This is a genomic window from Krasilnikovia sp. M28-CT-15, from assembly GCF_047159595.1.
Lineage (GTDB): Bacteria > Actinomycetota > Actinomycetes > Mycobacteriales > Micromonosporaceae > Actinoplanes.
Genome location: NZ_BAAGAK010000001.1, coordinates 2793009 through 2816635 on the forward strand (window position 1 = coordinate 2793009; position 23627 = coordinate 2816635).

General features: G+C 66.4%; 19 protein-coding genes. 10 read left to right on the forward strand and 9 right to left on the reverse strand.

The genetic code is table 11. The annotated features are described in order from the left end of the window. Positions 1-47: 47 nt before the first annotated feature. The 3 genes from hxsB to ACMCNO_RS13115 form a co-directional block, all read right to left on the reverse strand. Positions 48-1493 carry a His-Xaa-Ser system radical SAM maturase HxsB gene (gene hxsB, locus ACMCNO_RS13105; protein ID WP_412749690.1) on the reverse strand — a complete coding sequence of 482 codons (1446 nt, stop codon included), beginning with the start codon at positions 1491-1493 and terminating at the stop codon, positions 48-50. Continuing rightward, the gene (locus ACMCNO_RS13110) at positions 1490-1798 is read right to left on the reverse strand and encodes a hypothetical protein (protein ID WP_412749691.1); all 309 of its coding nucleotides are present in this window, start codon (positions 1796-1798) and stop codon (positions 1490-1492) included. The genes hxsB and ACMCNO_RS13110 overlap by 4 nt, the downstream gene beginning before the upstream one ends. An 866-nt stretch (positions 1799-2664) precedes the next feature. Then, on the reverse strand, positions 2665-4194 hold the full coding sequence (locus ACMCNO_RS13115; RefSeq protein ID WP_412749692.1) for a recombinase family protein: 1530 nt from the start codon (positions 4192-4194) through the stop codon (positions 2665-2667). Positions 4195-4727: 533 nt separating this feature from the next. On the opposite strand from ACMCNO_RS13115, the gene ACMCNO_RS13120 reads away from it, so the two are divergent. From ACMCNO_RS13120 to ACMCNO_RS13140, 5 genes are read left to right on the forward strand one after another with little or no spacing between them, the layout of a single operon-like run. After that, positions 4728-5126, forward strand: coding sequence for a YbaB/EbfC family nucleoid-associated protein (locus tag ACMCNO_RS13120; RefSeq protein ID WP_412749693.1), 399 nt, complete (start codon positions 4728-4730; stop codon positions 5124-5126). Continuing rightward, the gene (locus ACMCNO_RS13125) at positions 5123-5461 is read left to right on the forward strand and encodes a type VII secretion target (protein WP_412749694.1); all 339 of its coding nucleotides are present in this window, start codon (positions 5123-5125) and stop codon (positions 5459-5461) included. The genes ACMCNO_RS13120 and ACMCNO_RS13125 overlap by 4 nt, the downstream gene beginning before the upstream one ends. Beyond that, complete coding sequence (locus ACMCNO_RS13130; protein WP_412749695.1) at positions 5458-6717, forward strand: WXG100 family type VII secretion target; 1260 nt, start codon at positions 5458-5460, stop codon at positions 6715-6717. The genes ACMCNO_RS13125 and ACMCNO_RS13130 overlap by 4 nt, the downstream gene beginning before the upstream one ends. After that, a complete protein-coding gene (locus ACMCNO_RS13135) occupies positions 6714-7040 on the forward strand; it encodes a hypothetical protein (protein ID WP_412749696.1) in 327 nt (108 codons plus the stop codon). Before ACMCNO_RS13130 ends, ACMCNO_RS13135 begins: the two co-directional genes overlap by 4 nt. A gap of 43 nt (positions 7041-7083) precedes the next feature. Beyond that, positions 7084-7794 (forward strand): enhanced serine sensitivity protein SseB C-terminal domain-containing protein, encoded by a 711-nt coding sequence (locus tag ACMCNO_RS13140; RefSeq protein ID WP_412749697.1) that lies wholly within the window; start codon positions 7084-7086, stop codon positions 7792-7794. A 762-nt stretch (positions 7795-8556) separates the two neighbouring features. On the opposite strand, the gene ACMCNO_RS13145 is transcribed toward ACMCNO_RS13140, so the two are convergent. The 4 genes from ACMCNO_RS13145 to ACMCNO_RS13160 all read right to left on the reverse strand — a co-directional run bounded on the left by ACMCNO_RS13145 (position 8557) and on the right by ACMCNO_RS13160 (position 13139). Beyond that, positions 8557-9945: a serine hydrolase domain-containing protein gene (locus ACMCNO_RS13145; RefSeq protein WP_412749698.1), complete on the reverse strand. Its 1389-nt coding sequence runs from the start codon at positions 9943-9945 to the stop codon at positions 8557-8559. A gap of 830 nt (positions 9946-10775) precedes the next feature. Continuing rightward, positions 10776-11351 carry an SMI1/KNR4 family protein gene (locus ACMCNO_RS13150; RefSeq protein WP_412749699.1) on the reverse strand — a complete coding sequence of 192 codons (576 nt, stop codon included), beginning with the start codon at positions 11349-11351 and terminating at the stop codon, positions 10776-10778. 238 nt (positions 11352-11589) lie between these two features. Beyond that, positions 11590-12186 carry a hypothetical protein gene (locus tag ACMCNO_RS13155; RefSeq protein ID WP_412749700.1) on the reverse strand — a complete coding sequence of 199 codons (597 nt, stop codon included), beginning with the start codon at positions 12184-12186 and terminating at the stop codon, positions 11590-11592. Between the two features lie 56 nt (positions 12187-12242). Then, complete coding sequence (locus ACMCNO_RS13160; RefSeq protein WP_412749701.1) at positions 12243-13139, reverse strand: hypothetical protein; 897 nt, start codon at positions 13137-13139, stop codon at positions 12243-12245. 430 nt (positions 13140-13569) lie between these two features. Here ACMCNO_RS13160 and ACMCNO_RS13165 point away from each other — a divergent pair, with 430 nt between their 5' ends. Beyond that, complete coding sequence (locus ACMCNO_RS13165; RefSeq protein WP_412749702.1) at positions 13570-14112, forward strand: hypothetical protein; 543 nt, start codon at positions 13570-13572, stop codon at positions 14110-14112. Further along, positions 14073-14402, forward strand: coding sequence for a hypothetical protein (locus ACMCNO_RS13170; protein ID WP_412749703.1), 330 nt, complete (start codon positions 14073-14075; stop codon positions 14400-14402). The genes ACMCNO_RS13165 and ACMCNO_RS13170 overlap by 40 nt, the downstream gene beginning before the upstream one ends. Before the next feature lie 134 nt (positions 14403-14536). Here the strand turns inward: ACMCNO_RS13170 and ACMCNO_RS13175 are convergent, their stop codons facing one another. Further along, positions 14537-16036, reverse strand: coding sequence for a recombinase family protein (locus ACMCNO_RS13175; protein ID WP_412749704.1), 1500 nt, complete (start codon positions 16034-16036; stop codon positions 14537-14539). A gap of 1280 nt (positions 16037-17316) precedes the next feature. Between ACMCNO_RS13175 and ACMCNO_RS13180 the strand changes: the two genes are divergently transcribed. Genes ACMCNO_RS13180 through ACMCNO_RS13190 form a run of 3 tightly spaced genes read left to right on the forward strand, consistent with a single transcriptional unit; the run spans position 17317 to position 23437 of the window. Beyond that, on the forward strand, positions 17317-18681 hold the full coding sequence (locus ACMCNO_RS13180; protein WP_412749705.1) for a tetratricopeptide repeat protein: 1365 nt from the start codon (positions 17317-17319) through the stop codon (positions 18679-18681). Beyond that, on the forward strand, positions 18678-22208 hold the full coding sequence (locus tag ACMCNO_RS13185) for an ATP-binding cassette domain-containing protein (RefSeq protein ID WP_412749706.1): 3531 nt from the start codon (positions 18678-18680) through the stop codon (positions 22206-22208). The genes ACMCNO_RS13180 and ACMCNO_RS13185 overlap by 4 nt, the downstream gene beginning before the upstream one ends. After that, positions 22199-23437 carry a CapA family protein gene (locus tag ACMCNO_RS13190; protein WP_412749707.1) on the forward strand — a complete coding sequence of 413 codons (1239 nt, stop codon included), beginning with the start codon at positions 22199-22201 and terminating at the stop codon, positions 23435-23437. The genes ACMCNO_RS13185 and ACMCNO_RS13190 overlap by 10 nt, the downstream gene beginning before the upstream one ends. Before the next feature lie 31 nt (positions 23438-23468). On the opposite strand, the gene ACMCNO_RS13195 is transcribed toward ACMCNO_RS13190, so the two are convergent. After that, entirely contained in the window at positions 23469-23612 is a 144-nt protein-coding gene (locus ACMCNO_RS13195; protein WP_412749708.1) for a hypothetical protein, read from the reverse strand. Positions 23613-23627 lie beyond the last annotated feature (15 nt).

Genomic DNA, 23627 nt, shown 5'->3' on the forward strand with positions numbered 1-23627 from the left:
GAGTGGCCGGTCGAGAATGGCGGACAGTGTGCGACCGCGAAGGGAAGTCACCGGGCCGCCCACGCCCAGAAGAGCTCTCGCGCTCGCGGATCCGCGGTGTATCGGTCGAGGAGGTAGCGGAAGACTGCGGTGTTTCGGCGGCAGAATGCTGACTCAGGCTTTCGGCCGAGCGGGTCGCCGGCGGTCGCGTGATGGAAGACCGGATCGGCGCCGCACCAGCGTTCGAACGCGCAGTCCGAGCACTGCGGCGCACTTCCTGTGTACGACTCCTCAAGAGGGTCCAGCAACGCTGCGCAGGTCATCAACGCCTCGTACGAGTCCTGTACGACATGTCCGAGGCGGAACGTCGTGTCACCATTCTCGGCGAGCATCCGACCCTCGTCGGAGGCGTACACGGCGCCGTCATAGTTGTAGACCAGGGCGCCGATGCCGATTCCCGCAGGAGAGGTGAGGTCGACATATCCGGGGTTTGCGTTCGTCAGCATCTTCTTGAGCACCAGTGCCGAGTAGGTCTCCACTACCGGGACGCCCCGCGCGTTAAGCTCCAAGATGTAATCCATGCCCTCGGTGTAGAAGTCGATCCAGGCTCCCATGTCGTAGCTGTTGCGCTGCCGCGGTCGAAGTGCAAACCCGTACGGCGATATCGGGCGCAAGAACACATCGCGAAAGCCGTTTTCCAGGTAGCAGTCGACAACGTCACGCACCCGGCCCAGGGTCGCCGCCGTGGTTGTCATCAGCGCGCTCACCCGATGGTGCCCGAGCCGCTGTCGGATCCGTTCGATTCCTGCCAGAGCTAGCTCCCAACTGTCCCGCCCGGGGCGCGGCCGGTTCCGGTTGTGGAGTTCTTGCGGCCCGTCCAGCGACGTCGAGAAGTACACGTCGTACTCGTCCGCAAAGTCCAGCACCTCGTCGTCCAGGAGCGCGAGGTTCGACGCGATCACGAAGGCGAGCTGCCTGCCTTCCGTGCGGTTGCGGCGCTGTGCCTCCTCTGTCACCAACCGCACGATTTCCATGTTGAGCAATGGCTCGCCGCCCTGGAATTCGAACTTTATCTGTGGCGACGGCGATCGAAACGCCGCGTCGACCGCGGCCAGCGCGGTTTCTGGGGACATGTCATATTCGGTGCGGGCCACCGCTCGGCGCGAAACCTGGCAGTAGCTGCAGGAGTGCTCGCAGCGCAGCGTCACCACGAACATGTGCAGACCGGTAAAGTCGGCAAGCCTGTGGTGCTGGGTCTGGTACTTGAGCGCGAGGAGTTCCACAGGCAGTTCCTCGCCTCGTTGCCGGACGATGTGCTTCGCCCGCAACCGCCGCAGCAGTGTGGGATCTCCGATCCGTAGCTCGGCGAGCGAGGCGAACTCCTCCTTGGCCAGGAACACGTGCTCGCCGACCATGTTGGTCACCAAGACTCGGTCGTCCGCCCAGCGTTCGAAACGAAACGGTAGGTGTTCGAGCGGGCCGGAGGTCGGCTCGAGGGCGAGTCGCTGCCTCATGCCCCTGGCTCCGCTAGCCCGGTCCGGGAGAATGCGACGGCCAGAACGAGGTTCCGAACCTCCTGGGTCTCGTCCCGGATTCGGGCCCGCAGGACCTGATCGACGATCTCGGCGCGGAGGTCGTGCACAGCGGTGCCGAGGCGTTGCGGGTCACGGGCGAATACCTTGCAGGTCAGGATGTCGCCGTCGCGGCCGACCTCGGCCGTGAGGACGTCGCTGAACCGGTATGCCGCACGCTGGACGACGTCCGCTGGGTGGGCAGCGGCATCGAGTCTGATGACCGCATCCGGTTGAGGTTCGGGCATCTTCAGCTCCTGAGGGGGACGGTCATCGGCCGCCGCGTTTGCGGCTTCGAAGGGCGAAAGCTGCGGCCGCAGCCCCGGCCAACGCGACGAAACAGCAGCACCTGCCGAGCATCCCGAGCGGCGACGAATCCGAAACGGGCTGTGGCCGCACGTCCGTTGTGGCCGTCGTCGCTGGGACGGTCGGGGCCTCGCTCGTCAGCGTCGGCTCCGGTTCTTCAGTATCCGGTTCTTCAGTAGGCGTCGGCGACTTAGCGGTCGGTTTCGGGCTCGGTGTGTGCGTCGGCGTCGGCGATGGGGTCTCGGTTTCGTACGGGCTGTAGGGATCGTCATACGTATCGTCCTCGTTGTTCGGTGGATTTACCGACGAGACGTGCGAGAGATGCGACGAGTGCGATGAGTGGCCCGAGTAGTGCGAGGAGTGCGAGGAATGTGAGCTGTGTGAGCTGTGCGAGCCGTGGAATGCGTGCTCGACGTCGCCCCCTAGCCGGGTCGTGGACAGCGGAAGGGCCAGCAGTGGCTGGTTCTCCTCCGAACGGCGTATCTCGACGCGTACAGGGGGCGGGGGTGCCTGGGCCGCCTGGGCCGGGCCGGTGGGGACGAGCGCCGTCAGCGCCGTCGACACCGGAATGAGGAAGGCGCGTCGCACGCCGGACACCGTAGCAGCGGTGTTCCTTTAATCCCATATTTCCGAGTCAGGTTCACCCGTAGGGAAGCGCGGTCGCATCAGATGGTGCGGCCGCTGCCTATGTCGCTGATCATGTCGGTCCGATTCCGGAAGCGCTCGGTGCGCAGGTCAGTTCTCTGGCCGCGATCACCGTGTGCTTGTCTTGAGTGTTGAGCTCGGACACGCAAATCCCCACGAGGCATCAGTCATAGACGATGCCTCGCTCCGGTTTCTGCCGCTGAGCGCGCTGCCGCGGAATGCTCAACGCCTGCTCTGGCCCGCTGGTAGGTGACTGGATGATGGCCGATCTCTCATGATCGGGTTCGAGCGAGAGGCTCGTCACCTGGCAGTCGATCGTGACGTGGTGAGTTCGAAGGAATGCGCCAAGCATGGCCGCGTTCTGGGTGCGTTGAAGCTCAGCGATTTCCCGCAGGATTGCCGTGTCACGGCTGGTTATGGTGTGTAGCTGGGCGAAGGTCCGGCTGAGGATGAGGTGTTCGCGCAGGTAGAGGTTCGGCGATGGGCGTCGGGATGCGGGGTGGGCGCTGGTGTGGCCGTGGCGGCATCGGTAAGCATGGTTCCCGTGGCTGAGCTGGGCCTCCATGCTGCGTCCACACGTGCCGCAGCGCAGCAGCCCGGTCAGTAGGTATGCGCGGGTGATGCCGTCGGTCGGGCGGCATCTGGCGTTGACGGCCTGCGCCGCGACGAAGTCGGACTCGCTGACCAGGGCCTCGTGTGCGGGTTTGTCGGAGATCGCCCATTGCGGGGAGGGGGTCAGCGTTCGTAGTCCGGAAACGCCGGGGACCACGTCGTTGGTTGGTCGCCGGTTGGTGCGTTGCCGGTTCCAGACCTGGCGGCCGGTGTAGCGGGGGTTGGCCAGGATCGCGGCCACCGTACGCAGATGCCAGGATTCGCCGGGCCGGTGCGGGTTGCGTCCGCGGTCGGCTGCGGACGGGCACGGCACCGTCGTTTCGTTGAGCATCCGGGCGATGCTCGCGATGCTGTGCCCCTCCAGCCTGCGTGCGAAGATCCACCGCACCCATGGCGCGGTCCGCGGATCCGGCTCCAGCCGGTGCAGGCGTCGGCCCCAGGCCGCGTGGGCGGAGTTGGGGTGTGGCCCAGCGTCAACGATGCGGTATCCGTAGGGCGGCCGGCCACCGAGGTGGCGGCCTTGCTCGCGGGCTTGGGCCTGCATGGCTGCGGTGGTGCGGAACCGGGCCCGCTGAATCTCTTGTTTGGCGTGGGCGCCCAGCAGCATCAGCAGCGCCTGATGCGTCGAATTGCTCAGGTCGACTGGTCCATCGATCTCGGGCAGCCACAACTGCACGCCATTTACGAGCAGCAATGGCGCAAGGTGTAGGGCCTGGCTGCCGTAGAACGCCCGCGCGTACTCGCCGACCACGATCGCGTCGAACCCGCGATGCGGGTTGGTGATTGCGGCCTGCAGTCGGGCGGCTTCGGGCCGATCGTTCCAGGCGACTTCACGGGAGTAGCCGGCGTCGAAGTATTCGGCCACGATCCGGCCGTGCCCAGCGACGAGTTCGCGGGCGAAGTCCGCCTGCCATCGTCGAGACGAAACCGGATCCTGATGGTCCTGGGTGGACACCCGACCGTAGAACGCGAACCGTAGGCCCGTTTCGATCCGGCGGCCGTGGTGGCGGACCCGGTTGGCTCGCTGGGTGGCCCACAAGCCGAGCACGTCGCCGTCTGGCACATCGATCGCCGTGGTCACGTCAGCCACCTCCGCTGTGCCGGACGCCTCGTAAAGAAGACAGTGATGGCGGGCGCCAATGACGTGGGGATTCCGGTTGCCACCTGAACGGGCGCCGGCACGGTCGTCGTCACTCGCGGCGGAGAACGGGCTCGTCGCCGACACGCCAGACGACCTGCCCAGCTTGGCTGGGGGCCATCCGGGAGGCTCCGCTGCATGACCCAACGCTTCGCGGGGTGTAGAAATCGGCCAGTTCCCGGGCCGCCTTGCCGGTACGGGCGGGGCGGTCGGCGCCCCCTTGGGGTCGACAGTAGCGATTTGTGAGACCGGGCCGTGTTGTTGCATTAGGCGATCGGGTCGTCACACTCCGACAAGGCGGGACCCGGTTGTGGTGGCGGGTGCAGGTGTATTGCTCACGCTGCCGGTGAGTCGAAGGATACGTATGGGCGGCCGCGAGCTGCTGACACTTCCCCGCCGACCCCTGCAGTGCCGGATTGCGGCGGCTTGCTGCTCGGTCTAAGGTGCGAGATTCGATCGTGGGGGAGGGTCGGATCATGTACGACGTCGACGAGGCCGAAGGCTGGCTCGACGCGTTGGTGTCTGGCGCCGACGTGCAGGCGGCCTTGGCTGTGGACCTTTCGCGCAAGGTGGCTGCGCTGACTGGCACGGCTCGCAGCACTGACGGTCTGATCGCCGTGTCGGTGGGGTCCAACGGGCAGTTGGTCGACGTGAGCCTCGACGATCGGGCTCTCACGACCGGCCGGGAGCTGAGCCGAAGGATCCTGCAGGTGACACGGGACGCGCAGCACAACCTCGCGGACGCCGTCACGGCCGAGGTCCAGCGCACCGTGGGAGAAGACAGCGCCACCGGGCAGGCAGTGATCGACTCGTTCGCCCGCCGCTTTCCGCAAGAGCCGTCGCCGGACACCCAGACAGATGAGGGCACTCGGTGAGCGCCGACGTGGTGCGGTTCCCGACCGACGACGTACGCCGGCACGCAGGCACGGTCGATCGGGTCGCCGAGCAGGTGCAAACCGCCCGGGGCGCGATCCGTGAGGTAAGCATGGATACCCAGGCGTACGGACAGTTGTGCCAATTCCTGCCCGCTCTGTTGTCACCCGTGTTCGGTCTCGCTCTTGATGCCCTGAACAGCAGTACAGAGGCCTTGCAGGAGACCGCAGTCAAGCTACGCGCCGCCGCGGCCGACACTGAGGCAACCGATCAGAGCAGCGCGCGCCGGATCCGTGCTGCATCGCCGATCAGGCCCGGTAGCGAGCTGCCGCTGTGACCAATCCACTCGTCGCCCAAGCCCACGACTCGACGACCTGGGCCACCGGGCTCGGCCTGGTCGAGGACGTGCAACAGATCACCAACGGCATCCAGAACCAAAGCTGGGTCGACGGCACCCTCGGAGGCGTGGGTGCATCCCTGGACACCCTGTCACTGGTGATCGACCCGCTCGGCTCGCTGGTGTCATGGGGCGTCTCCTGGCTGATGGAGCACGTCAAACCCCTCAAGGACGCCCTTGACTGGCTGGCTGGCAATGCCGACGAGGTCGCCGCGCACGCCGCTACCTGGAAGAACGTCGCCGCATTCACCGGGCAGGCCCGGCAGGACTTCGCCGACCGGCTCCGCGCCGAGGTCGCGGGCTGGTACGGCGCCTCCGGCGACGCATACCGCAGCCACGCCGGGGAGCACCTGTCCGTATTGGAAGGCATCTCGACCGCGGCGGCAGGCATTTCCTACGCGGTGGAGGGCGCAGGGCTGCTGGTTGGCCTGGTTCGCGGCATCGTGCGGGACCTGATCGCCGAGTTCGTCGGCACGCTCGCCGCACGGCTGCCGCAGTGGCTGGCCGAAGAGGGCGTCACTCTCGGCATCGCTACCCCGGTTGTGATTGGCCAGGTCGGCGCGCTGGTCGCGAAATGGGTCAACAAGATCCAGCATTTCGTCCGTGCACTTTTGAACAGCCTGCGCCGGCTACGACCGATGCTGGGCAAGCTGGGCGACGCCTTGACTGACCTGCGCGGGCTGCTGCAGCGGTTGTCCCGTACGGATCCGGTGTCGCCCTCGGGCGCGAAGCCCCACGCTGCGGCAGATCCGCTCGCGCCGAAGGCCCCGGAGGATTACACCTACAACATGGTGGAGAATCCAGGCCCGCTCGCCGCCATGGACGGCACTCCGGCGGCGAACTTCGCCGGCGGCCGCTACGACGAGATCGAACTAGCCGAGGACCGTGTCTTCTACCGTGGCGGCGACAGCCACGGAAACGAATTCGGCAAATGGTTCACCCTGGAGCCGCCCGCCGGTGTCGCCGAGGTGCGCATCGATACCGCCGTCAAGCTGCACTGGCTCGACTCCGAGGGCGGCCACACCGGCACGTCGATCATCGACTCCGTGTACGCCATCAAGATCCCAGCCGGAACGAAGGTGTATGCGGGCCCGGTCGGCAGCATGGGCGGCGTCTATGTTGGCGGCGGCCATCAAGTCTTCATCCCGGAACCCTGGAAAGGCGGCGTCGTCCTTGGAAACGAGCCATTGAGATGACCGCAAGCGATCCCCACGAGACCATCGCCGCAGCCACGCGGGCGGCGGCTCAGTTGCGGGAACTCGTCCTCCGCGAGGCTCCGCGTGGCGTCCGGCTCGCCTGGGCGGAGCAGCTGCGCCAGGTGGTCGACATCCTCACCACCGACGATGATCCGGCCGAGGTGCTCAAGTACGCCATGCTGACGTTCGACCGGTTGTATTCCGGTGGCCGCAACTTCTCCGATTTCCACGTGGAACGCCCGGACCGGGCAGCGATGGTGGCGGAGAACGAGCAGCTCGCCGCTCTGACGGGGGAGCTGCACGGTCTGCTGCACAGCACCTGATCTACTGTTTACCCGACATGACCCGAATTCGTGACATGGGGAGATGATGGCTTTCCCGGCCAATGCTCTGGAGCGGGCACTCGCGGGCGCCCATGCCGGCGAAACCTCGCCCGATCAGCTGCTGCAAGCGCTGGCCGACAGCCAGCTTTGGGTGCCGCTGCCGGCCGGCGCCGACGAGAACGGCGCCACCCCACTGCCGATCGTGATCCTGGACGGTCGGCCACACGTGGCCGCCTACACCTCCGCCGAACAGTACGCCCGCGGCGCCGGCACCCAGGCGCACATGGTGCTCACCGGCCGCGAGCTGGCGGACCTGATGGCCGCCGAGCTCGGCTTGGCCGTCAACGCTGGGGCCGAACTCGGGCTGCCGGTCAACCCCAGTGGTGTGCGCCGCCTGCGCGGTGGGACCGTCCGGTCAGGGACCCGGATGCGCCTCGGCCTGCCCGCTGAGGAGCCGGAGCAACTGCTGGCCGCGCTCGCGGCGGCCTTCGCCCGCATCCCCGGCGTATCCGAGGCACGCCGCGCACTCGCCCAGGTCGGCGACGAACCGCCAGCTCTGCTGATCGGGATCCGTTCCGAGCGCCCGGGCGCCGGCATGCAGCACGACGACGTCCTCACCGCAGTCCGCGACAGCACCGCAGAGGTGCCCGCCCAGTATCCGGTCGAAACGGTCTTTCTCAACGACCCCAGCGATCCGATCACCGCGTGGATGTTGCGCAACACCGAACCGTTCTACCAGCGAACCATGCATTAGGGCGATCCTCGCCCGCAAGGCCGCACCGCAGGCGGTCGGCGTATCGGCGCGGTCGCCAGCCCTGGCGTGGATCATCCCAGTGCGACACCGGTAGCCTCATACACCAGCTCTCTGGACGCGATCACGGTGTCGGACACGTTAACCCCCACCAAAGTCATTCACATTCTGTCGATGGCTTCGGTGGGGCGTTCTCCCTGTCTGCGGCAAGGATCAGCGTGGTCAGTCCAGGCAGCGCTGGCTGGTGCAGCTTGTTCTTGAGCTGAGCCCCTTTCCTCGGGTTCGGTTTTTCGTTCGTCGAGCCCGGTGTGGAGGGTGATCCGGCGGCTGCGGAGCTGCGGCGAAGTCGATGGCGTCGATCATGTCGAGGCGGGGTTCGGTGAGACGGTCCGGCTGGTTGCGGCAGGGCTGGGGTTTGGCTGGCGTAGTCGATGAGTTCGCCGGGTGTCGAGCCGGTTGAGGTGCCACACGAAGGTGTAGTAGCCGCGGGCCGGGTTTCATGAGTCGGCGTCTTGTGACGACCCACAGGTTGAGCGTGCCTCCCTTGACATTGCTCGGGTTCAGGACGGTGACCGCGGGGTTGTAGTGCGAGAATCCGTTGTTGTTGCCGCCGTTGGAGCCGCCGTAAGCGGCGGGTGGTCAGACCAACCGCTAGCTCCTGCGTCGTCGGCGCCACGACCCTTGTGCTCTCGTTCGCCTTGTTGGTGTGCCGGAAGGATCATCGTAGTCACGACGGCAGTCCTTCGCATGTTCGGGAATGTTGAGCTAGCGCGCTTGTGGATATGCGCGGTTTCCGGCGTAGAGGCAAGGTCTGCCATCAGGTAGCCGCACGAACGTGGCGGGCCGCCAACGGGTTTGGCCTGGATCGCGGTGGAGCAGCAGATCACGACCGGCTACCACGGTTTCGTATTCGCCTTCGGTGGTCGGCATGACATCCGCAAGGGAGCCCGAGAAGGTCCACCGTAGCAGCGGTACTCCTTCGTGTCGTACGACTTCAATATTGTCCTCGAAGCCTTGATAAACGCCGGCATGCCGCTCGAGATCAAACGGTTCAGGGTCGGACTTTGGCTGGAGAAGTGGCGGCAGAGAGACTCCGGCGAGTTCGGCGAAGATCTCGTCGCACAGGGATCTGTAGAGGTCACGGGCCGGTCCGCCATTTGTCAGAAGCGCGACCGCGAGGCCTTTCGATGGCATGACGCGGAGGCACGCAGTCTGGCTAATGGTATCGCCGTCGTGCCCAAAAAGTGAGTGCCCGCCCCAGTTCTGGAGGAACCAGCCCAACCCTACTGATTTTGTCTCACCATTATCGAACGGCATTTCAGCATGTGGGGAACGCATATCGCGTATAAGTTCGGCTGGAAGCAGTGCTTCGTTATTCGGGAGACTTCCGTCGTGAAGATGGAAGCGTGCGAAGGCGAGTACGTCACTTACGGATGAGATGATTCCGCCAGCTGGGCCGCCGGATCGAGGTAGTACCCAGCGCGCCACCGGAGCAAAGGTGCCATCGTGCTGCCGTTCATGGCCGACGGCAGCACTGTGGAGTATCGCCTCCTCCGGCAACGTCATTGTGTTCTCAAGACCAAGCGGTTTGAAGACGAGGTCATGCATCGCCGCGTCCCACACCCTGCCGGTGACCGCTGAAATGATCCGGCCCACCAGGCTGAAGCCTGAGTTGCAGTAGGAAAAGCTCTCGCCTGGTGGAAGGTTCGATGGCACGGAGGCCAGGGCATCGACATATCGTTCGAGGCAGTCATCGCCTCGGCCCGTGTCTGTGAAGATGTCACCGGCGATACCGCTGGTGTGTGTGACAAGGTGGCGCAGCGTTATGCGGTTCTCCAGGCCGTCCGCCAGCCGGAGTTCCGGCAGCCAGGTCGATAGGGGCTTTTCCAGATCCAGAAGTCCTTGGGCGACAAGGCATTGGACCGCTGTTGTCGTGTAGACCTTGGTGATTGAGCCAATTTGGAACACGGTGTCAGGCTGAACTGGAATCCTGGCTCTAGCATTGGCCATTCCATACGTAGCGCACAGAATCGTGTCGCCTGACAGAATGCCGAGGGCTGCACCAGCCACGCGATGCTTCTCCGCGAGTATGTGGAGTCGTTGCTGCCAAGATGCGGCGTCGAATGTGGACGGGGCATGACTTGGGTTGGGCATGCTGCGATCCTAAGGGTTTGGTTGGGGTCGGCGGGAGCCGCGAACCACGTTTGAGAAGCGGCGCCTGGTGAAACCGCCTGATCACTCGGCCTCGACCGTCCTTGCCGGCATCAAGCGCGTGCGGGTACAAGGGCAAGCTCTGGGCACGCATCGCGTAGGTGTCGGACCCTTGTCCCGGTCTGAACGTCCGGTCCACTGCCCGGCGGGTGCGGCGCGGCCGGGTGGCCCCGGATTTCCAGGGGATCGCTCAGCGAGGCATTGCCTTCGAGTCGTACCTGCGCTGGGACGACATCGGGAGCGCGCAGGGCGCCTACTACGGCGTCCGTCCCGGGGCTGGTGGTGGCCCGGCCGGACGCGGATTGGCAGCGGCGTCGAACGGCGAGGTTCTGACGACTTTGCCGGCTCCCTTCAGAAGCTGGTGCACCGTCTCGTGACCTTCTCCGTGGAGAGTCCGCAGGCCGGTGGAGCTCGGCGCGCGGCCAGCAAGCGCTGCGCAGGTCACACCGACACACTCACCCCGCTGGCGCGTCTGAGCCCGCCGAGGCATGATGCCCAGTGGCCCATGCGCGAGCTCGGCCAGGTGTGCGGCAGGCGCTTACCAATTCAAGAGAGCGAGCTCTCTGGCCGCGATCACCGTGTGCTTGTCTCGAGTGTTGAGCCTCGGACACATTTGATCAAGGGTTGACCAGCGGATATTAAGTGTGTGGTCGCGGGTCGGTAAAGCGAACGTCGAGGTCAGTGGTGTGGGTGTTCAAGTCCCGCTCCAACACATTTGTTCACCACACCGCCGCGGCGGCCCGAGGCCACTTTGGGCCGAGCCGGACGGACCCCTACTCCGAGTTTTCTTGCGGTAGCCAGGCAAGCCTGCCGTCCTGGATCACGGGCGTGTGGTCGTGCAGAGCCGTACCGGACTCGAGTGCGTCGGCCAATTGCTGGAGGAGGACGTCGAGGTGGGGCCAAGTTGGATCTGAGCCCATCGGCCCCTCGTTGCCAGCGATGGTTACCTGGCCCTGTGTAGGCGAGTCGGAGCAGTCTACGACCAGAAGGTCTCCGGTCCAGCTCGTGCCGATAGGGAACCATCGCTCGTTCCAGTAGAAGTCGGCTTCCTCTCGCCAGTCAGGGCCGAACTCCTCTTCGGCGATCTCGCCGCGCATCGCCCAGTCGGTGAGAGCAGTGTGTAGCGACATGAAGCCGAACTCGGGTGTCAGCCAGAGCGCATCGTGGGACCGGCTCGCCCCCCCGTCGTGCCACAGGTAGAGCCGATGCACGGCGTTGGGCAAGGGAAACCCGAGGGTCGTCTCGGCGTCGGCAATGTCTGAGGGTGTGGCAGGAGGGTGGGCGGCAGCAGCGGTTTCCGGCGCGTGCGTCCCCAGCCAGCGCTCGAGGCGGACCAGTTGATCTGTCATCTGTCACTTCCACGCATAGACGCCTACGTTGTGGTGTTCGGGACCTGGGACCGGGCGAACGCTGCCTGCCGTGCCTTCCTGGCCGCGACAGGCAGCGCATCCGCTATCAAGGCACGTAACTACACGGGCGGTCCGTTGATGATACTCACGTAGACCGGTCGCATTCGAGCATGTGGCCACACCCTAAAGGCAAAGGTCGGGCGGTTTCAAAGCATCATGGACGAGGCCCACGGTCGCTTCAATCATTGGTCATACTGAACCATTGAAACGAAAGTAGCCTGCCATCGCAGCTAAATGCCAGACCTACACGAATCTGGTCTGGAGCTAAGGTCACTCCCACGTTTGGGGAAACCGTTACAATCAACGGGGGTTGACTGCTGGATGCAGCAATGGCTGCGATCGCCCCATGGAACGCCGGATTGCCGGAGTCGTCGACCACATTATTCATCGCCGGGTATTCTTGTCGAATCTGCTTCGCAATCGCGCCATTCTCGCCGAGGGTGAATCCGTTGGGAACAATTCCCGTTACTTGATTGCCCCTTGGGAAGACTTGAACAATGTGGAAATAGCAGCCTTCGAGGCGATGATTACCCAAGCCTTGAGCAGCCCAAGAGGTCCGCACAAGGAGCGTTCCCTGAGGTGCAGTGCCGGGATCTTCCGGATGCATCGAAGTCCAGACTGACTGAAAATCCGCAGGGCTGTCTTCGGCCGCCGACACTTGATACGATCCGTCAACTTCGGGCTTAGGATTCGATCTGGCTGAGTAACCGCCATAGGCAAGGAGCAGGACTGCAACTGCGACAACTGCCAATAGGTAGCCTTTTCGGCGATTCACTGTTGCAGTCCTCCCCCTGCTCGCGAATCGAAGCAGCCTATGCTACACGGCAAACTTCAGTAATTGCAAATCTCGCCGATAACGCCGGGCTCCTCGATCTGGAAATCCTTCCCTTCCTTCGTCCATCCAATGCTGAAGCTGTCGACGCCTACGCCAATCGAGTTGACTTCAGTCTCATCCCAGGTGTGAACGTATTTGGCGTAAATTTGCACCCTGACGCAACTGTGACTGGGAATACCGTAAGGGTAGACGGTCATCCAACCGTTCCCGTGATCCATATTGAAGTCGACATCTTCCGTGCATCCCGGAAAGTGAGGAGCGCCCACCTTGATTGCGTGGTCTTGTTCCATCCAGCCAGTGCCGTAATCGTTTGCGACGGCAGAGTGCGCTACGGTTGATTGATCATAGTGGTTTTTGCGCGTGGCCAACTCATGCCTACCTTGGTACCAAGCTCCGTGGTCGAAATTGTATACGGTCGCGCCAGCGACGCGGACCCCCCACGCGTCGTTACCACCAATCTCTTGGTCCTCAAAGCACGCCCCGTCGTAATCGTCCTTATAGTTTTGATTCTTCCACTGCCAGGTCATAGCCGCGTAATACATGGTTTCTCGGGTGTTGTAGTAGAGGTTTGTACCAATCTCAACATCGGCAGACTCCGCCAACCGCGCCGCGCTCGCTGGTTTGCGTGGCTCGATGCCCACCTTGACCACACACCATTCCCTCGCCAGAACCGTGTCAATCTCGGCCTGGCTGCGTCCATTACTCTCAAGCGAGCTGGTGAACTCCGCAAGTGTCTTTGAATTGATGCTCTTTCCGGTGGCCGATCCATGTGGCACGCAGCTCGATTTCCTTGCGGGGCCGTCCGCGTTTGCAGGTTCAACACCCATGGCCTGGAATCCCAAGGCAATAATGCCTACGGTCAACGCAGCCTTAACGCGCTTCCAGTTTTCCACGTACAGAGCCCTTCCCTCGCGCTTGGATGAAGGCGCACGAAGGCATCCAAAACTGACGCGGATAGTTCTGATCGGAAGCCCCCGTGGCGGATAAGACCCTAGTAATCTCAACGGCGGATGTCAATGTCATGGACATCTTGCCGACAGGGCAGGTTCGTCCCCCCTTCCACAGCTTCCGAAACGGTTGCATCTTAGCGATACGAACGACCCGCTCGGCGGCCATAAGTGCTGGTCAAGCATGGAGTCCGGCTGCAATAGGCGACCCGGAAACTGTGGCAGGGTTTGATCTGCTATCACGCGGCGGTCCTCGTAATCCGCGTCAAGGGGTCATACTCCCTGGTCGCGCCAGTGTCCCGTCTCACGCGCGCTGCGATGGGCAAACGGAGGACGGGACAACCGCAAGCCGGTGCGCACACAGCGCGTAACGTCGATGGGCCTGCTCATAAACGATTGTTTCCGGGCCTGGTTGGTAGGTCAGCCACAGGCGGATCTGGCTGTACAGCTCGGCCTTGTCGGGCGGGTCAGCGTCGCGGAGCAGCCGGAACAGGTCGGTGAACGCGTCGGCGATGGCGTCGAGTTGGTCGCGTGTCATCCGCTGCGGTGGCGCCTCGGTGAGGCCGAGCCGGGCTTGGGCGCCTCTCTTGAGGGCGGCGGCCTCGCTGATCCAGCCGGCGATGAGTGCCGGGTCGCCACCGGCGTCGAGCGTCGCCTGGTCGCGACTGATCTTGGTGTTGGCCTCGGCGATGGTCCGGTGCAGCTCTTCGATCTCGCCGGTGGTGTCGTGGGCGGCGAGGGGGCCCGGTACTGCGCGTCGGCGATGCGGCGCAGGTTGTCGGTGAGCGTTGATCCGGTGAGTTCGGCGCGGAGGAACCGGTCGATCGGTTCGGTGATGGCGTCCTCGCGCTCGTTGAGCGCGGGCGGGTGGCTGATCTGGTGTTGGCGGACGAAGTCGCGGCTCGCGGTGCAGCGGTAGTAGAGCCGGCCGCGGTTGGGGCCTGGTGGCGGCAGGGCAGCCTGGTCCGCCGTCGGATCCTGGCGCTGACCGCGCCGGTGGCCGGCATCGCCGCGATGGTCAACTACGGATTCGCCGGCTTCATGTATTCCAGCCAGCAGTTCCCCTCGCCGATCCTGCTGCGCCCGTTCCAGTGGGCAATTCTGCTGGCGACTCTCGTGGCGGCGTTCGCCGTGGCGGCGGTCGGGCTCAACCGGTGGGAGCGGCTGAGCACGCTGGTCGAGCTCGGCCGCCGAGCCGAGCAAGCCTGAGCCCAGCCACATACGTCAAGTGGGTGGGTGGCCGGGCGATTGAAGGTGTCATGAGCCGCATGCCAGTTCCCTGGCCGCGATCATCGTGTGTTTATCCCGAGTGTTGAGCTCGGACACGTTAAACCCCATATCGATCATGCGCGTTTCAGTGAGATCGGTTTGGGGTTGGTTGCTACCTGGCGGTTATTCACCTCCAGGTTCCGCGTCCGCGGCTGCTGAACCCACGGCCTGCCTGCGTCTGCGATCGTGGGAGTGCCGCGGCCGCAGGTGACAACGAGGTCATGCTGCCTTGGGTAGGCCGCGAGATCGTCGGCGTCGTCGAGCCCCGCGAGATTCTGATGGGTGGCGATGAGGTCTTCCACCAGTCGGGCTTGAGGCCAGTACAGCCATCGTGGCGCGTCCTCTGATGCCGGGTGGGCGGTGGTGTGCCCGTGGCGGCAGCGGTAACCGGCCCGGCCGTTCACCCAGTGCGCCGCGAGTCGCCGCCCGCAGATCCCGCACACCAGCAGGCCGGTCAACGCATACCAGCGTGCCTGCCCGTCCGCCGGCGTCGCCCGGACGGTGATCTCCTGCACGACCGTGAAATCTTCGTCGCTGACCAGCGCCGGATGGGTCCGGTCGGGGCAGATCACCCAGTCCTCGCGACGATTCCACACCCGCACCGGGCCGCGACTGCTGCGCTTGTCTCCAGGTACAGCCTCGCGGTGGTCGGTGAACTGCCGATTCCACACCTGCCTGCCCGTGTATCTCGGGTTCTCCAGGATCGCCGCGACCGTCCGCAACGTCCACACCGCTCGCGCCCGATGCGGATTCCGGACTCGGTCATAGACACCCGGCGAGGGGATCCGCCGCTCATTGAGGGCGCGGGCGATCCCCGCGGTACTCATGCCTTCCAGACGACGAGCGAAGAGCCACCGTACGTGCGGCGCCGTCACGGGATCCACGTCCAGGCGATGCCGACGGCGGCCCCAACTCGCGTGTGCTGCATTCTGATGGGGCCCCGCGTCCACCAACTGGTAGCCGTACGGGGGGCGACCGCCCTGATGCCGCCCTTGTTGTTGGACCTGGGCCGCCATCGCCGCACGGACCCGGAAGCGGGCACGCAAGACCTCCCGCTGCGACTGATGACCAAGCATCATCAACAGTGCCAGGTGGGTGGGGTTGCCGAGATCGACAGGGCCTTCGGCCTCGGGCAGCCACACCTGCACACCGAAGCTTCGCAAGGTTTCGATGATGCGGCGGTCCTCTCCACCGGCGAACGCCCGCTCGAACTCTCCCACCACGACCGCGTCAAACTCACGGCCCGGTTCCGCGGCCGCGGTCAGTAGAGCCGCCGCTCGCCGGCGCCGCCGCCACGGCACACTGCGCGACGTACCGGCGTCGAAGAACTCCGCCACGATCCGACCCCGACCCATGATCACCCGCTGGGCCGACTCTATCTGCCACGCCCGCGAGGACACCGGATCCTGATACTCGCTCGTCGAGATCCGCCCATAGAACGCGAATCTGACGCCACCCGCGCCTGGCCGGACAGGCCGGCCAAGAGCCCGCACCGCAGGTACTGCGGTGGACAGCCACGTGTCGAACACACTGGACGACCGATTGGACGAGGAGGCGGTGGTGGGTGCAGGCATCGCGGATCACCTCAGAGCCGAGGAAACGAGCCACTGCTACATCGATAACAGGCCTGTGGCTGCGCAGCCCGAGCTGTATCTGGACAGGTCACCCGCGTCCTGCCTGCAGCAGGAAGATTTCACCCGATCGCACGACAACGCCGTATCGCGACGGCTGAAATGTGCCGGTGGGCTTCGGCCATCGGCGTCGACCGGCAGATCCAGGACACCTCGTGGCTACGCATCGGAACCGTCGCGCTATTCGTGGCCCTCGCATGCGGTGTCAGCTGGGTGCGTGACGGGCTATAGCCTTCGTTGGGAGCCAAGACTGGTCCGCGGCGAGCCGTGATTCACGCCTCGACGGCCACTGCAAGCTAGTCTTGCCCTGCCCCACCTCGCAAATCGGCTCAGGGAAGTCCAGACGACTGGTCATCTCCTAAGAGGACGTCTAAACGCCTCACCGCCGAAACCACCCCAACCTGGCGATACGGCTAAAGCTATAACGCTCAAACTACGTGAATTAGACGTCCTCTAAGCGGCGGCGTCGTCGAGCAGGTCCGCGATGTCGACTCAAGCGTCGGCGAGGATCCGGGTGACCAACGCCAGTGACAGCCAGTCGATCACGTCCGGTTCCCCTCCGGGGTTCTCGTGGATGATGCGGTACCAGTGACTGCCGGTGCCGCGGGAGAGGACAGCGATTCGCCACACCCGTCGGGTGAGCGCAGGCAGGGCCGGACGGACTCCACCCGGCCGAGGGCACGCCCGGGCCGGGCCGCAGGCGGCCGGTGGTGGTGCAGAAACCCGCACCTCGGCCGGGACGGCGACCGAAAGGTCATACTCCTGGTCCGCCGCAATGGCCATACAAATTGTAGTGATGCGTTTCACACGGCCGATTACCTCGGCTGATTCGCGTGAACCGGAAGGCATCTATCTAAATTGGACTTCATCGCTTGACTGCCGCGGGTGACGGTGATCGGATCTGAACTTCATGCGGGGGAGGTGATCTCATGAAGCTGATCAAGCGCGCTGCGACCATTCCGTCGATGCCGACCGACCTGCCGTTGAACGGATACGGCCACTGCTCGGAAGAGTGAGGTAGCGACCGGGCCCCGGCCTGCTCCGTGAGCGCCTCGGCCCGGTCGCCCCGAAACGCTGCGCAAGGAGTAAGGGACACCGTGGAAGTCGTCGGGGGAGCGGTACCGTTCTCGGCTGCCCGCCAGTTCATCAGAGCACTCGAGCTGACGGACCCTCATCTGAGATTCATTCTCCGGTTTGTCACGCACGTAGAACCGGCACCGGACATGGCGACGTTGAATGACCGGCAGCCACTCAAGGGCCAGCTGCGTTTCCGGGGTACAGATCGCTGCCTGGCAGAACTGCGGGCCCTGGGCTGGCACATTCACGACTCGTTCCCCGCCGGTCTGAGCATGATCCACACCGGCGTCATCAACGACGCCGACGAGGCATTCTTCCGCGCCCTAGTCGGCCATTGCCGGGGAGCGCTCCGTGTCACTTATACCGGAGCCGACGCGGTGGACGATGACGACGAGACCCGGGCGGTGGCCGCCGACCGTGACTGGATCGCTCAGGAGTTCACCGGGGTCAGCCCCGACCACGACTGGAAGCAGCTACGCCGACGCTGCAGCCGTTATCTGCGCTGCGGTGACTCCTGGACGGTGCGCTGGCTGCTGGAGGAAATGCTGCGCCACCCGGTCCGGCTGCCCGCGAACGTGGCCCATCTGACCGGCATGACGTATCAGATGCAGGGGCTCAGCGGTCAGGCCGAACTGTTCTACCGCGTCGCCGCCGGCGACGAGCTGACCGGTCGCGCCGGGCTGGACAGCCTCGCGATGCTGTACGTACGGCACCACCCGGTGGCGCTGCGCAGCCTTGAGCACGCCGAGCAGCTGCTGACCACCGGCCCCGAGCCCGCCGAGTTCGACGGCGAGGACGCCGTGCTGGACTTCGCCCTGCGGCGCAACGCGCTCGCCCTGGTGCACATGCGGATGGGCGACCTCGACCAGGCGGCCGCGGACATGTCGGCCGCGCTCGAGATTCTCGGCCCGGGACCGGGCAACGCGCACGCCCGGGCGATCTTGATGAACAACCTCGGCCGTCTGCGGATCGCCGCGGGCCGGCCCGCGGACGAGGTCGAGGCGGCGCTGCGCACCGCGACCGAGCTGGATCCCAACCTTCCCGAATACTGGCTGGACCTCGCGTTTCACCTCGCCCGATCGGGTGCTGCCGACGACGCCATGGCCGCCGCTCGCCGCGCAGATGAGCTCACGAACATCATCGCCGAGATTCCCGCGCTGATCGGATACCTGCTCGCCTCCTCGGCCAAGCACACCGACGCCGCGCATGAGTACCTGCGGGCGGCCGCGCGGGCCACCGACGCCACGGATCACCTGCTCGAGGCGGCCCGCCAGTTCAGCGCCGCCGACGACTACCGGCTCGCCGCCGCCGCTCTGGGCCGCGTCGCACCCGTGCCCGACACCGACGAACGGGCCGCGGACCTCGCCCTGCTGCGGCTGGAGACGACCGCAAACCTCGACGGATGGTCCCCGGAACAGCTCGCCGAACGCCTCCAGGTGCTGTCCGCCAGGTTCCCGGAGTCGGAGCTGGTCGCCTCGAACGTCGCCGCGATGAGCGGTAGCACCGCGTGACATCACCGCTGCGGCGCATCCTGAACTCCTACCACGATGTGCGGACCCCGCCGTCGCAGATCACAGCACCCCAGGTTACGGGCACCGGCCTGGACCCGGCCCCGGACATGGACGCCTTCACCGACAGGTACCTGAGGTTGGGCCTGTGGCGCGCCCTCGCCGTCACCCTGCGCCGTCAACTCATCCAGTACGCCTGCCTGGGCGTGGCCGTCGTCGCCGTGAGCACGCTGCTGCCGGTCCTGCTTCAGCGGACCCTGGAGCAGCAGCTGGCCGGTCCGCTGGTGATCGCCACGATCGCCGCGATCATCACGCAGTCCGCGGTCCGCTGGTTGTCCACGTGGAAGATCAGGGTCCTGGTCTACCGCTCGCATCTGCTCACCAACCGCCTGCTGTTCCGCAGACTGCAGCAGATCAGCCCGGGCTGGCTGCGTGCCCACGAGCGGTCCACCTCCGCCTATCTGCAGACCTGGCCGGACCAGATCTCCCAGGTCGTGTTCGCCGCGGAGTTCGCCGTCAACACCGCGCTGATGGTGGCTCTGGGCGTGTACATCGCCGTCCTGTTCGGCGTCGCCGGGCTGGAGACGGTCGCCCTGGTGGTGGCGCTGACCGCCGTGGTGCAGACGCTGACCGCCCGGTCGGCGCGGGTGCTGCAGGCGTACTTCAACGCGGAGCAGGCCCGTGCCGGGGTGGTCGACATCCTGGTGGGGGCATGGCAGTCGGTGCGCCGGCAGAGCCTCGAGCCGCAGGTCCTGGCCAGCCTGTCGCGCACCCGTGCGCGGCAGCGCGGCGCCCTGCGGCGCCGTGCCCGGCTCGACGCCGTCCGCAAAGGCGTCACCGAGACCCTGCCTGTCCTGATCGTCGTCCCGGTCGTCGTGCTCAGCTCGGGCATGGCCGCGGGTCAGGGCATTGCGTTGCTGGTCGCGGTCCGCCTGCTGCTGTCGGCGCTGACCGCGAACGTCACCAGCTACGGCGACCTGCGCTCCGCGGCCGAAGCGCGCCGAGGCATCGATGAGCTGTTCGCCGTTACCGCCGTGACCATCGCGGATCCCGTGCCGGGCGCGGCGGCTACCTGCGATACGATGCCGGCAGCCCAGGACCCGGTCCTGGCGGTCGACGGTCGCCAGTACCGGCTGGTGCCCGGCGAACGTGTCGCGGTGGTCGCCGCCACGACGGCTCTGGGCACCGGCGCACTGAACAGCATCGCCGGGCTGCCCGACGACGACCGTTTCGCAGGCTCGGCTGCACATGCCGCCGCGCTGGTCACCCGCAACCAGCCCACCCTGGACGGGACGATCGCGCAGATCGTCACCACCTTCACCGCCGACGTCGACGAGCAGCGCTACCGCCACGCGCTGACGGCCAGTGGCCTGGCCGCAGACCTGGCCCGGTTCGAAGCCGGCGACGCCACCGCACTCAGCAGCTCCGACGTACGCCTTTCGGAAGGTGAACTCGCCCGGCTCGCCCTGGCCCAGGCGCTGTACCTCGACCCGGCCGTGCTGCTGCTCGACGACATCTTCGCCCCCTTCGACCCGGCGACGGTCGCCCGCGTCACCGTCCAGGTCCTCGGCGTCGGAGAGAAACTGCCGTTACGTGTCGTCGCCACCTCCAACCCTGAGGTCATCCACGCCACCGACCGGGTCATCGTCATCGGCGAGACCGGCTCTGCGGTGTTCGGCACCGCCTGCCTGCCCGACGCGGGCACCCAGCAGCAGATCACCGAGATCCTCGGTCACGGCATCCCAGTCCCCGGCACGTCCGCTGCGCCGGGCGTGGCCGCCGTCGACTGGCGGGCCCTGCGCCGCCACCGGTTCGGTGACCGGGCCGTCGCCGCGGAGACGCTGGAGGATTCCCGCGGCACGGCGGCGCCCGCCGTCGGTATGCGCAGCATCCGGTCGCTGTACCTTCCCGGCCTTGTCCCGCTGATCGCTGTGCTGGGCCTGGTCGGATGGGCCACGGAGGTGAGCGTCGCGAACAGCCTGGCAGGCACCTCGCTCACGATCGCGGAGTCGTGGCTCTGGATCGCCGCGATCGGCGGTCTCGCAGCGACCGCCCTGCGGGTGTGGATCACCGAACGGGCCCCGGTCGGCCAGGCGGACCGGCTGCACCGGATGCTCATCGTCCGGCTGCTGTCCGGTGCGCTCGACCGGCGGACCTCCTCGATAGGCGGGCGGATCGGACGCGACTTCGTCAACGTCGACGTGTACGCCGCCATCTCCAACGTCGCGATCGCCGTCGCGCTGCTGCAGGCCACCGCCGGCCTGATCCTCATCGTCGTCGTCACGCCGGCGGCGACCGTGCCTCTGCTCGCGATCGGGGTGATCGGCTGGCAGTCGCACCGGCGGGGCCGGGCGGCGACCAACGATGCGCTCGTCTCGACCAGCGCGCTGCGGGGACCGGGGTTCAACCTGGCGATCAGTGTCGTCGGCGCGCGGGCCCACCACGCATCCGCGGCCCTGCGTGCCGCGGTGTCCGCCCGGTTCGACGAGCTCACCTCGCGCCGTATCGTCGCGATGGACGGCCTCATGCGGGTCCGGCTGCGCGGCCTGCTGGAGATCGAGGTGTTGGCCACCGCCGTGCCGGTCGTGACCCTTGCCGCCGCCACGCTGTTCGGCGGCACGTTGCGGGTCGCGCTGGGGGCGCTGGTCTACGTCTCGTACTCGTTCGTTGACAGGCTCGTCAGCATCATCTCCCAGGTACAGGGCACCGGGACCGTGCTGGCCGCCGCGGGACGCCTCGCCGACGTCGTCGACAGCCGCACGCTGCCGACCCGCTCTCAACTCGCGGCGGTGCCCCACCGGCCCCACGAGCTGTACCGGGAGATCGTCGCCGGTGATCGCGCCCCGGCGGACGTCACCGGCCCCGCGGACGCGACGCCGCCCGACGGCGTCATCTGCAAGGACCTCGAGATCAGCACCCCGAACGGGAAACTGATCGCCCGGATCGACTGCGTCATCCCCGCCACCGCGTTCGTCGCCGTGACCGGGCCCTCCGGCTCGGGCAAGAGCAGCTTCCTGAGAGTCCTCTCCGGCGCCCTGCCACCCGCCGGCGGTACGGTCCTCGTCGCCGGGCAACGCCCCGACTGGCTGTCCGCCGCTACCCGAGCCACCACGATGGTCGCTGAGTCCGACCTGCCTCTGCTGCCCGCCACCGTCACCGAGATCGGCGCAGAAGCCGCGCTGCTCGCGCAGCTGTGCGACGCGGCGGCGATGCCGGCGATACCCGGCGACTCACCGATCACCTCCCTGTCCCACAGCGAACGCCAGCTCGTGAACATCGCCCGGGCCCTCACCAGCCCGCCACCGGTCCTGCTGCTCGACGAGGCCACCTCAGCGTTACCGGCCGGTGCGGAGCGCAAAGTGATGACGGTGGTACGGGACCGGATGCGCGCCGGCACTGTCCTGGCGGTCCTGCACCGACGCGACAACCAGGACCTCGCCGACCACGTCATGACGATCGGTGCGCAGACACCTGCGCCTCACCCGCAGCCGGCGGCTGCCACGTTCAGAGAGGCGTCACCGTGCGCATAGCCTTCACCGGAGATCTGCTCATCACGACCGACCTGTCCGTCGTCACCGCCGCCGGGCGCCTCGACGCCCTGCGCACCTGGCTCGGCGGCGCGGACGCTGTCTTCGGGAACCTGGAGACGGTCATCCACGACTACCAGTTCCCGCCCGCCGCCCGTGCCGGAGGGACGTGGCTTCGCGCTCCCGTGGACGTGGCGGCGCAGCTGGCCGGGTTCGGGGTCAGTGCCGTCAGCGTGGCGAACAATCACAGCTGCGACTACGGCACCGACGGGCTGCTGCACTCGATCCAGGCGCTGCACGCCGCCGGGATCGCCACCGCCGGCGGCGGCCCGACCCTCACGCACGCCAGCGCACCGGCACGGGTGCCGGTAGCCGGGACGTCCGTGGCGACGGTCGCTGCGACAACGACCGCGCCGCTGGAGGCATCCGCGGCGGACGAGGCGTACGGCATCCCCGCCCGGCCCGGCGTCTTCCGCATCGCCTTCTCCGACAAGACCGTGCTGCCGTCGGCCCAGTACGACAACATCGCCGAGATCGCCCGCATGTTCGACAATGCGACCCCCGACGACGAGCTGGTCTACGACGGCACCATCTACGTCCGCGGTGACCGGATCGCGCTGGTGTCCACGCCGCACCCCGACGACCTGCGGCAGCTGGTGTCGGCGGTGACCGACGCCCGGAGCCGAAGCGACATGGTTACCGTGAGCCTGCACTCCCATGAAGGAAACGGACGCTGGGAGGAGCCCTCCGACGTCCTGGTGGCCCTGGCACACGCCGCCGCCGACGCGGGCGCATCAGTCGTCTGGTGCCACGGCCCGCATCTCGTGCGGGGCGTCGAACGGCGCGGCGACGCGATCATCTTCTACTCGCTTGGCAGCCTGTTCTTCCAGGTGCGCGGCGTCGACCGGCAGCCAGCCGCTATGAGACGCCTCGCCAAGCTTCCTGCGGACGCGACCCTGCCGCAGATCTGGGCACACCGGTACGACTACCTCGCCAGGCCCGCGTACCGGGAATCGATCGTGCCAGTGTGCACCTGGACCGGTGGGCGCCTGACCGGCGTGCAGCTCGCCGCGTTCATTCTCGATCACACCGACGGAGACACGTACGGTCTCCCGCGTCCCGCGACCGCCGAGGAAGCGAACACCGTCGCCGGCCGGATCAACGAACTGTCCGCCGGATGGTCCACGAAGGTCTCCGCCGACCACACCGGCACCCTCACCATGCACCTGTGACCATGCAGGTGTGAGCGGGCTGCGTGCACCCTCAGCGTGGTAGTGGTGTGCGGGGCGCGGCCGGGGCGTTCGGGCCGCCGACGGTGTACGCCCGCGCGTGCCCGTCGTCGCTGAGCTCGTCCTCGTCCTCGTCGTCGTGGCGCAGGTGCGGGCCCGCCGCAGCGCACGCTGCCACAACGCGGTCGCGATG

Bases quoted from the DNA above. Each gene is read 5' to 3' on its own strand.
- ACMCNO_RS13150 (WP_412749699.1), bottom strand. From the start codon at position 11,351: ATGACAGATCAACTGGTCCGCCTCGAGCGCTGGCTGGGGACGCACGCG.
- ACMCNO_RS13140 (WP_412749697.1), top strand. From the start codon at position 7,084: ATGATGGCTTTCCCGGCCAATGCTCTGGAGCGGGCACTCGCGGGCGCC.
- ACMCNO_RS13180 (WP_412749705.1), top strand. From the start codon at position 17,317: ATGGCGACGTTGAATGACCGGCAGCCACTCAAGGGCCAGCTGCGTTTC.
- ACMCNO_RS13110 (WP_412749691.1), bottom strand. From the start codon at position 1,798: ATGCCCGAACCTCAACCGGATGCGGTCATCAGACTCGATGCCGCTGCC.
- ACMCNO_RS13145 (WP_412749698.1), bottom strand. From the start codon at position 9,945: ATGCCCAACCCAAGTCATGCCCCGTCCACATTCGACGCCGCATCTTGG.
- ACMCNO_RS13165 (WP_412749702.1), top strand. From the start codon at position 13,570: ATGGGCCTGCTCATAAACGATTGTTTCCGGGCCTGGTTGGTAGGTCAG.
- ACMCNO_RS13120 (WP_412749693.1), top strand. From the start codon at position 4,728: ATGTACGACGTCGACGAGGCCGAAGGCTGGCTCGACGCGTTGGTGTCT.
- hxsB (WP_412749690.1), bottom strand. From the start codon at position 1,493: ATGAGGCAGCGACTCGCCCTCGAGCCGACCTCCGGCCCGCTCGAACAC.
- ACMCNO_RS13175 (WP_412749704.1), bottom strand. From the start codon at position 16,036: ATGCCTGCACCCACCACCGCCTCCTCGTCCAATCGGTCGTCCAGTGTG.
- ACMCNO_RS13135 (WP_412749696.1), top strand. From the start codon at position 6,714: ATGACCGCAAGCGATCCCCACGAGACCATCGCCGCAGCCACGCGGGCG.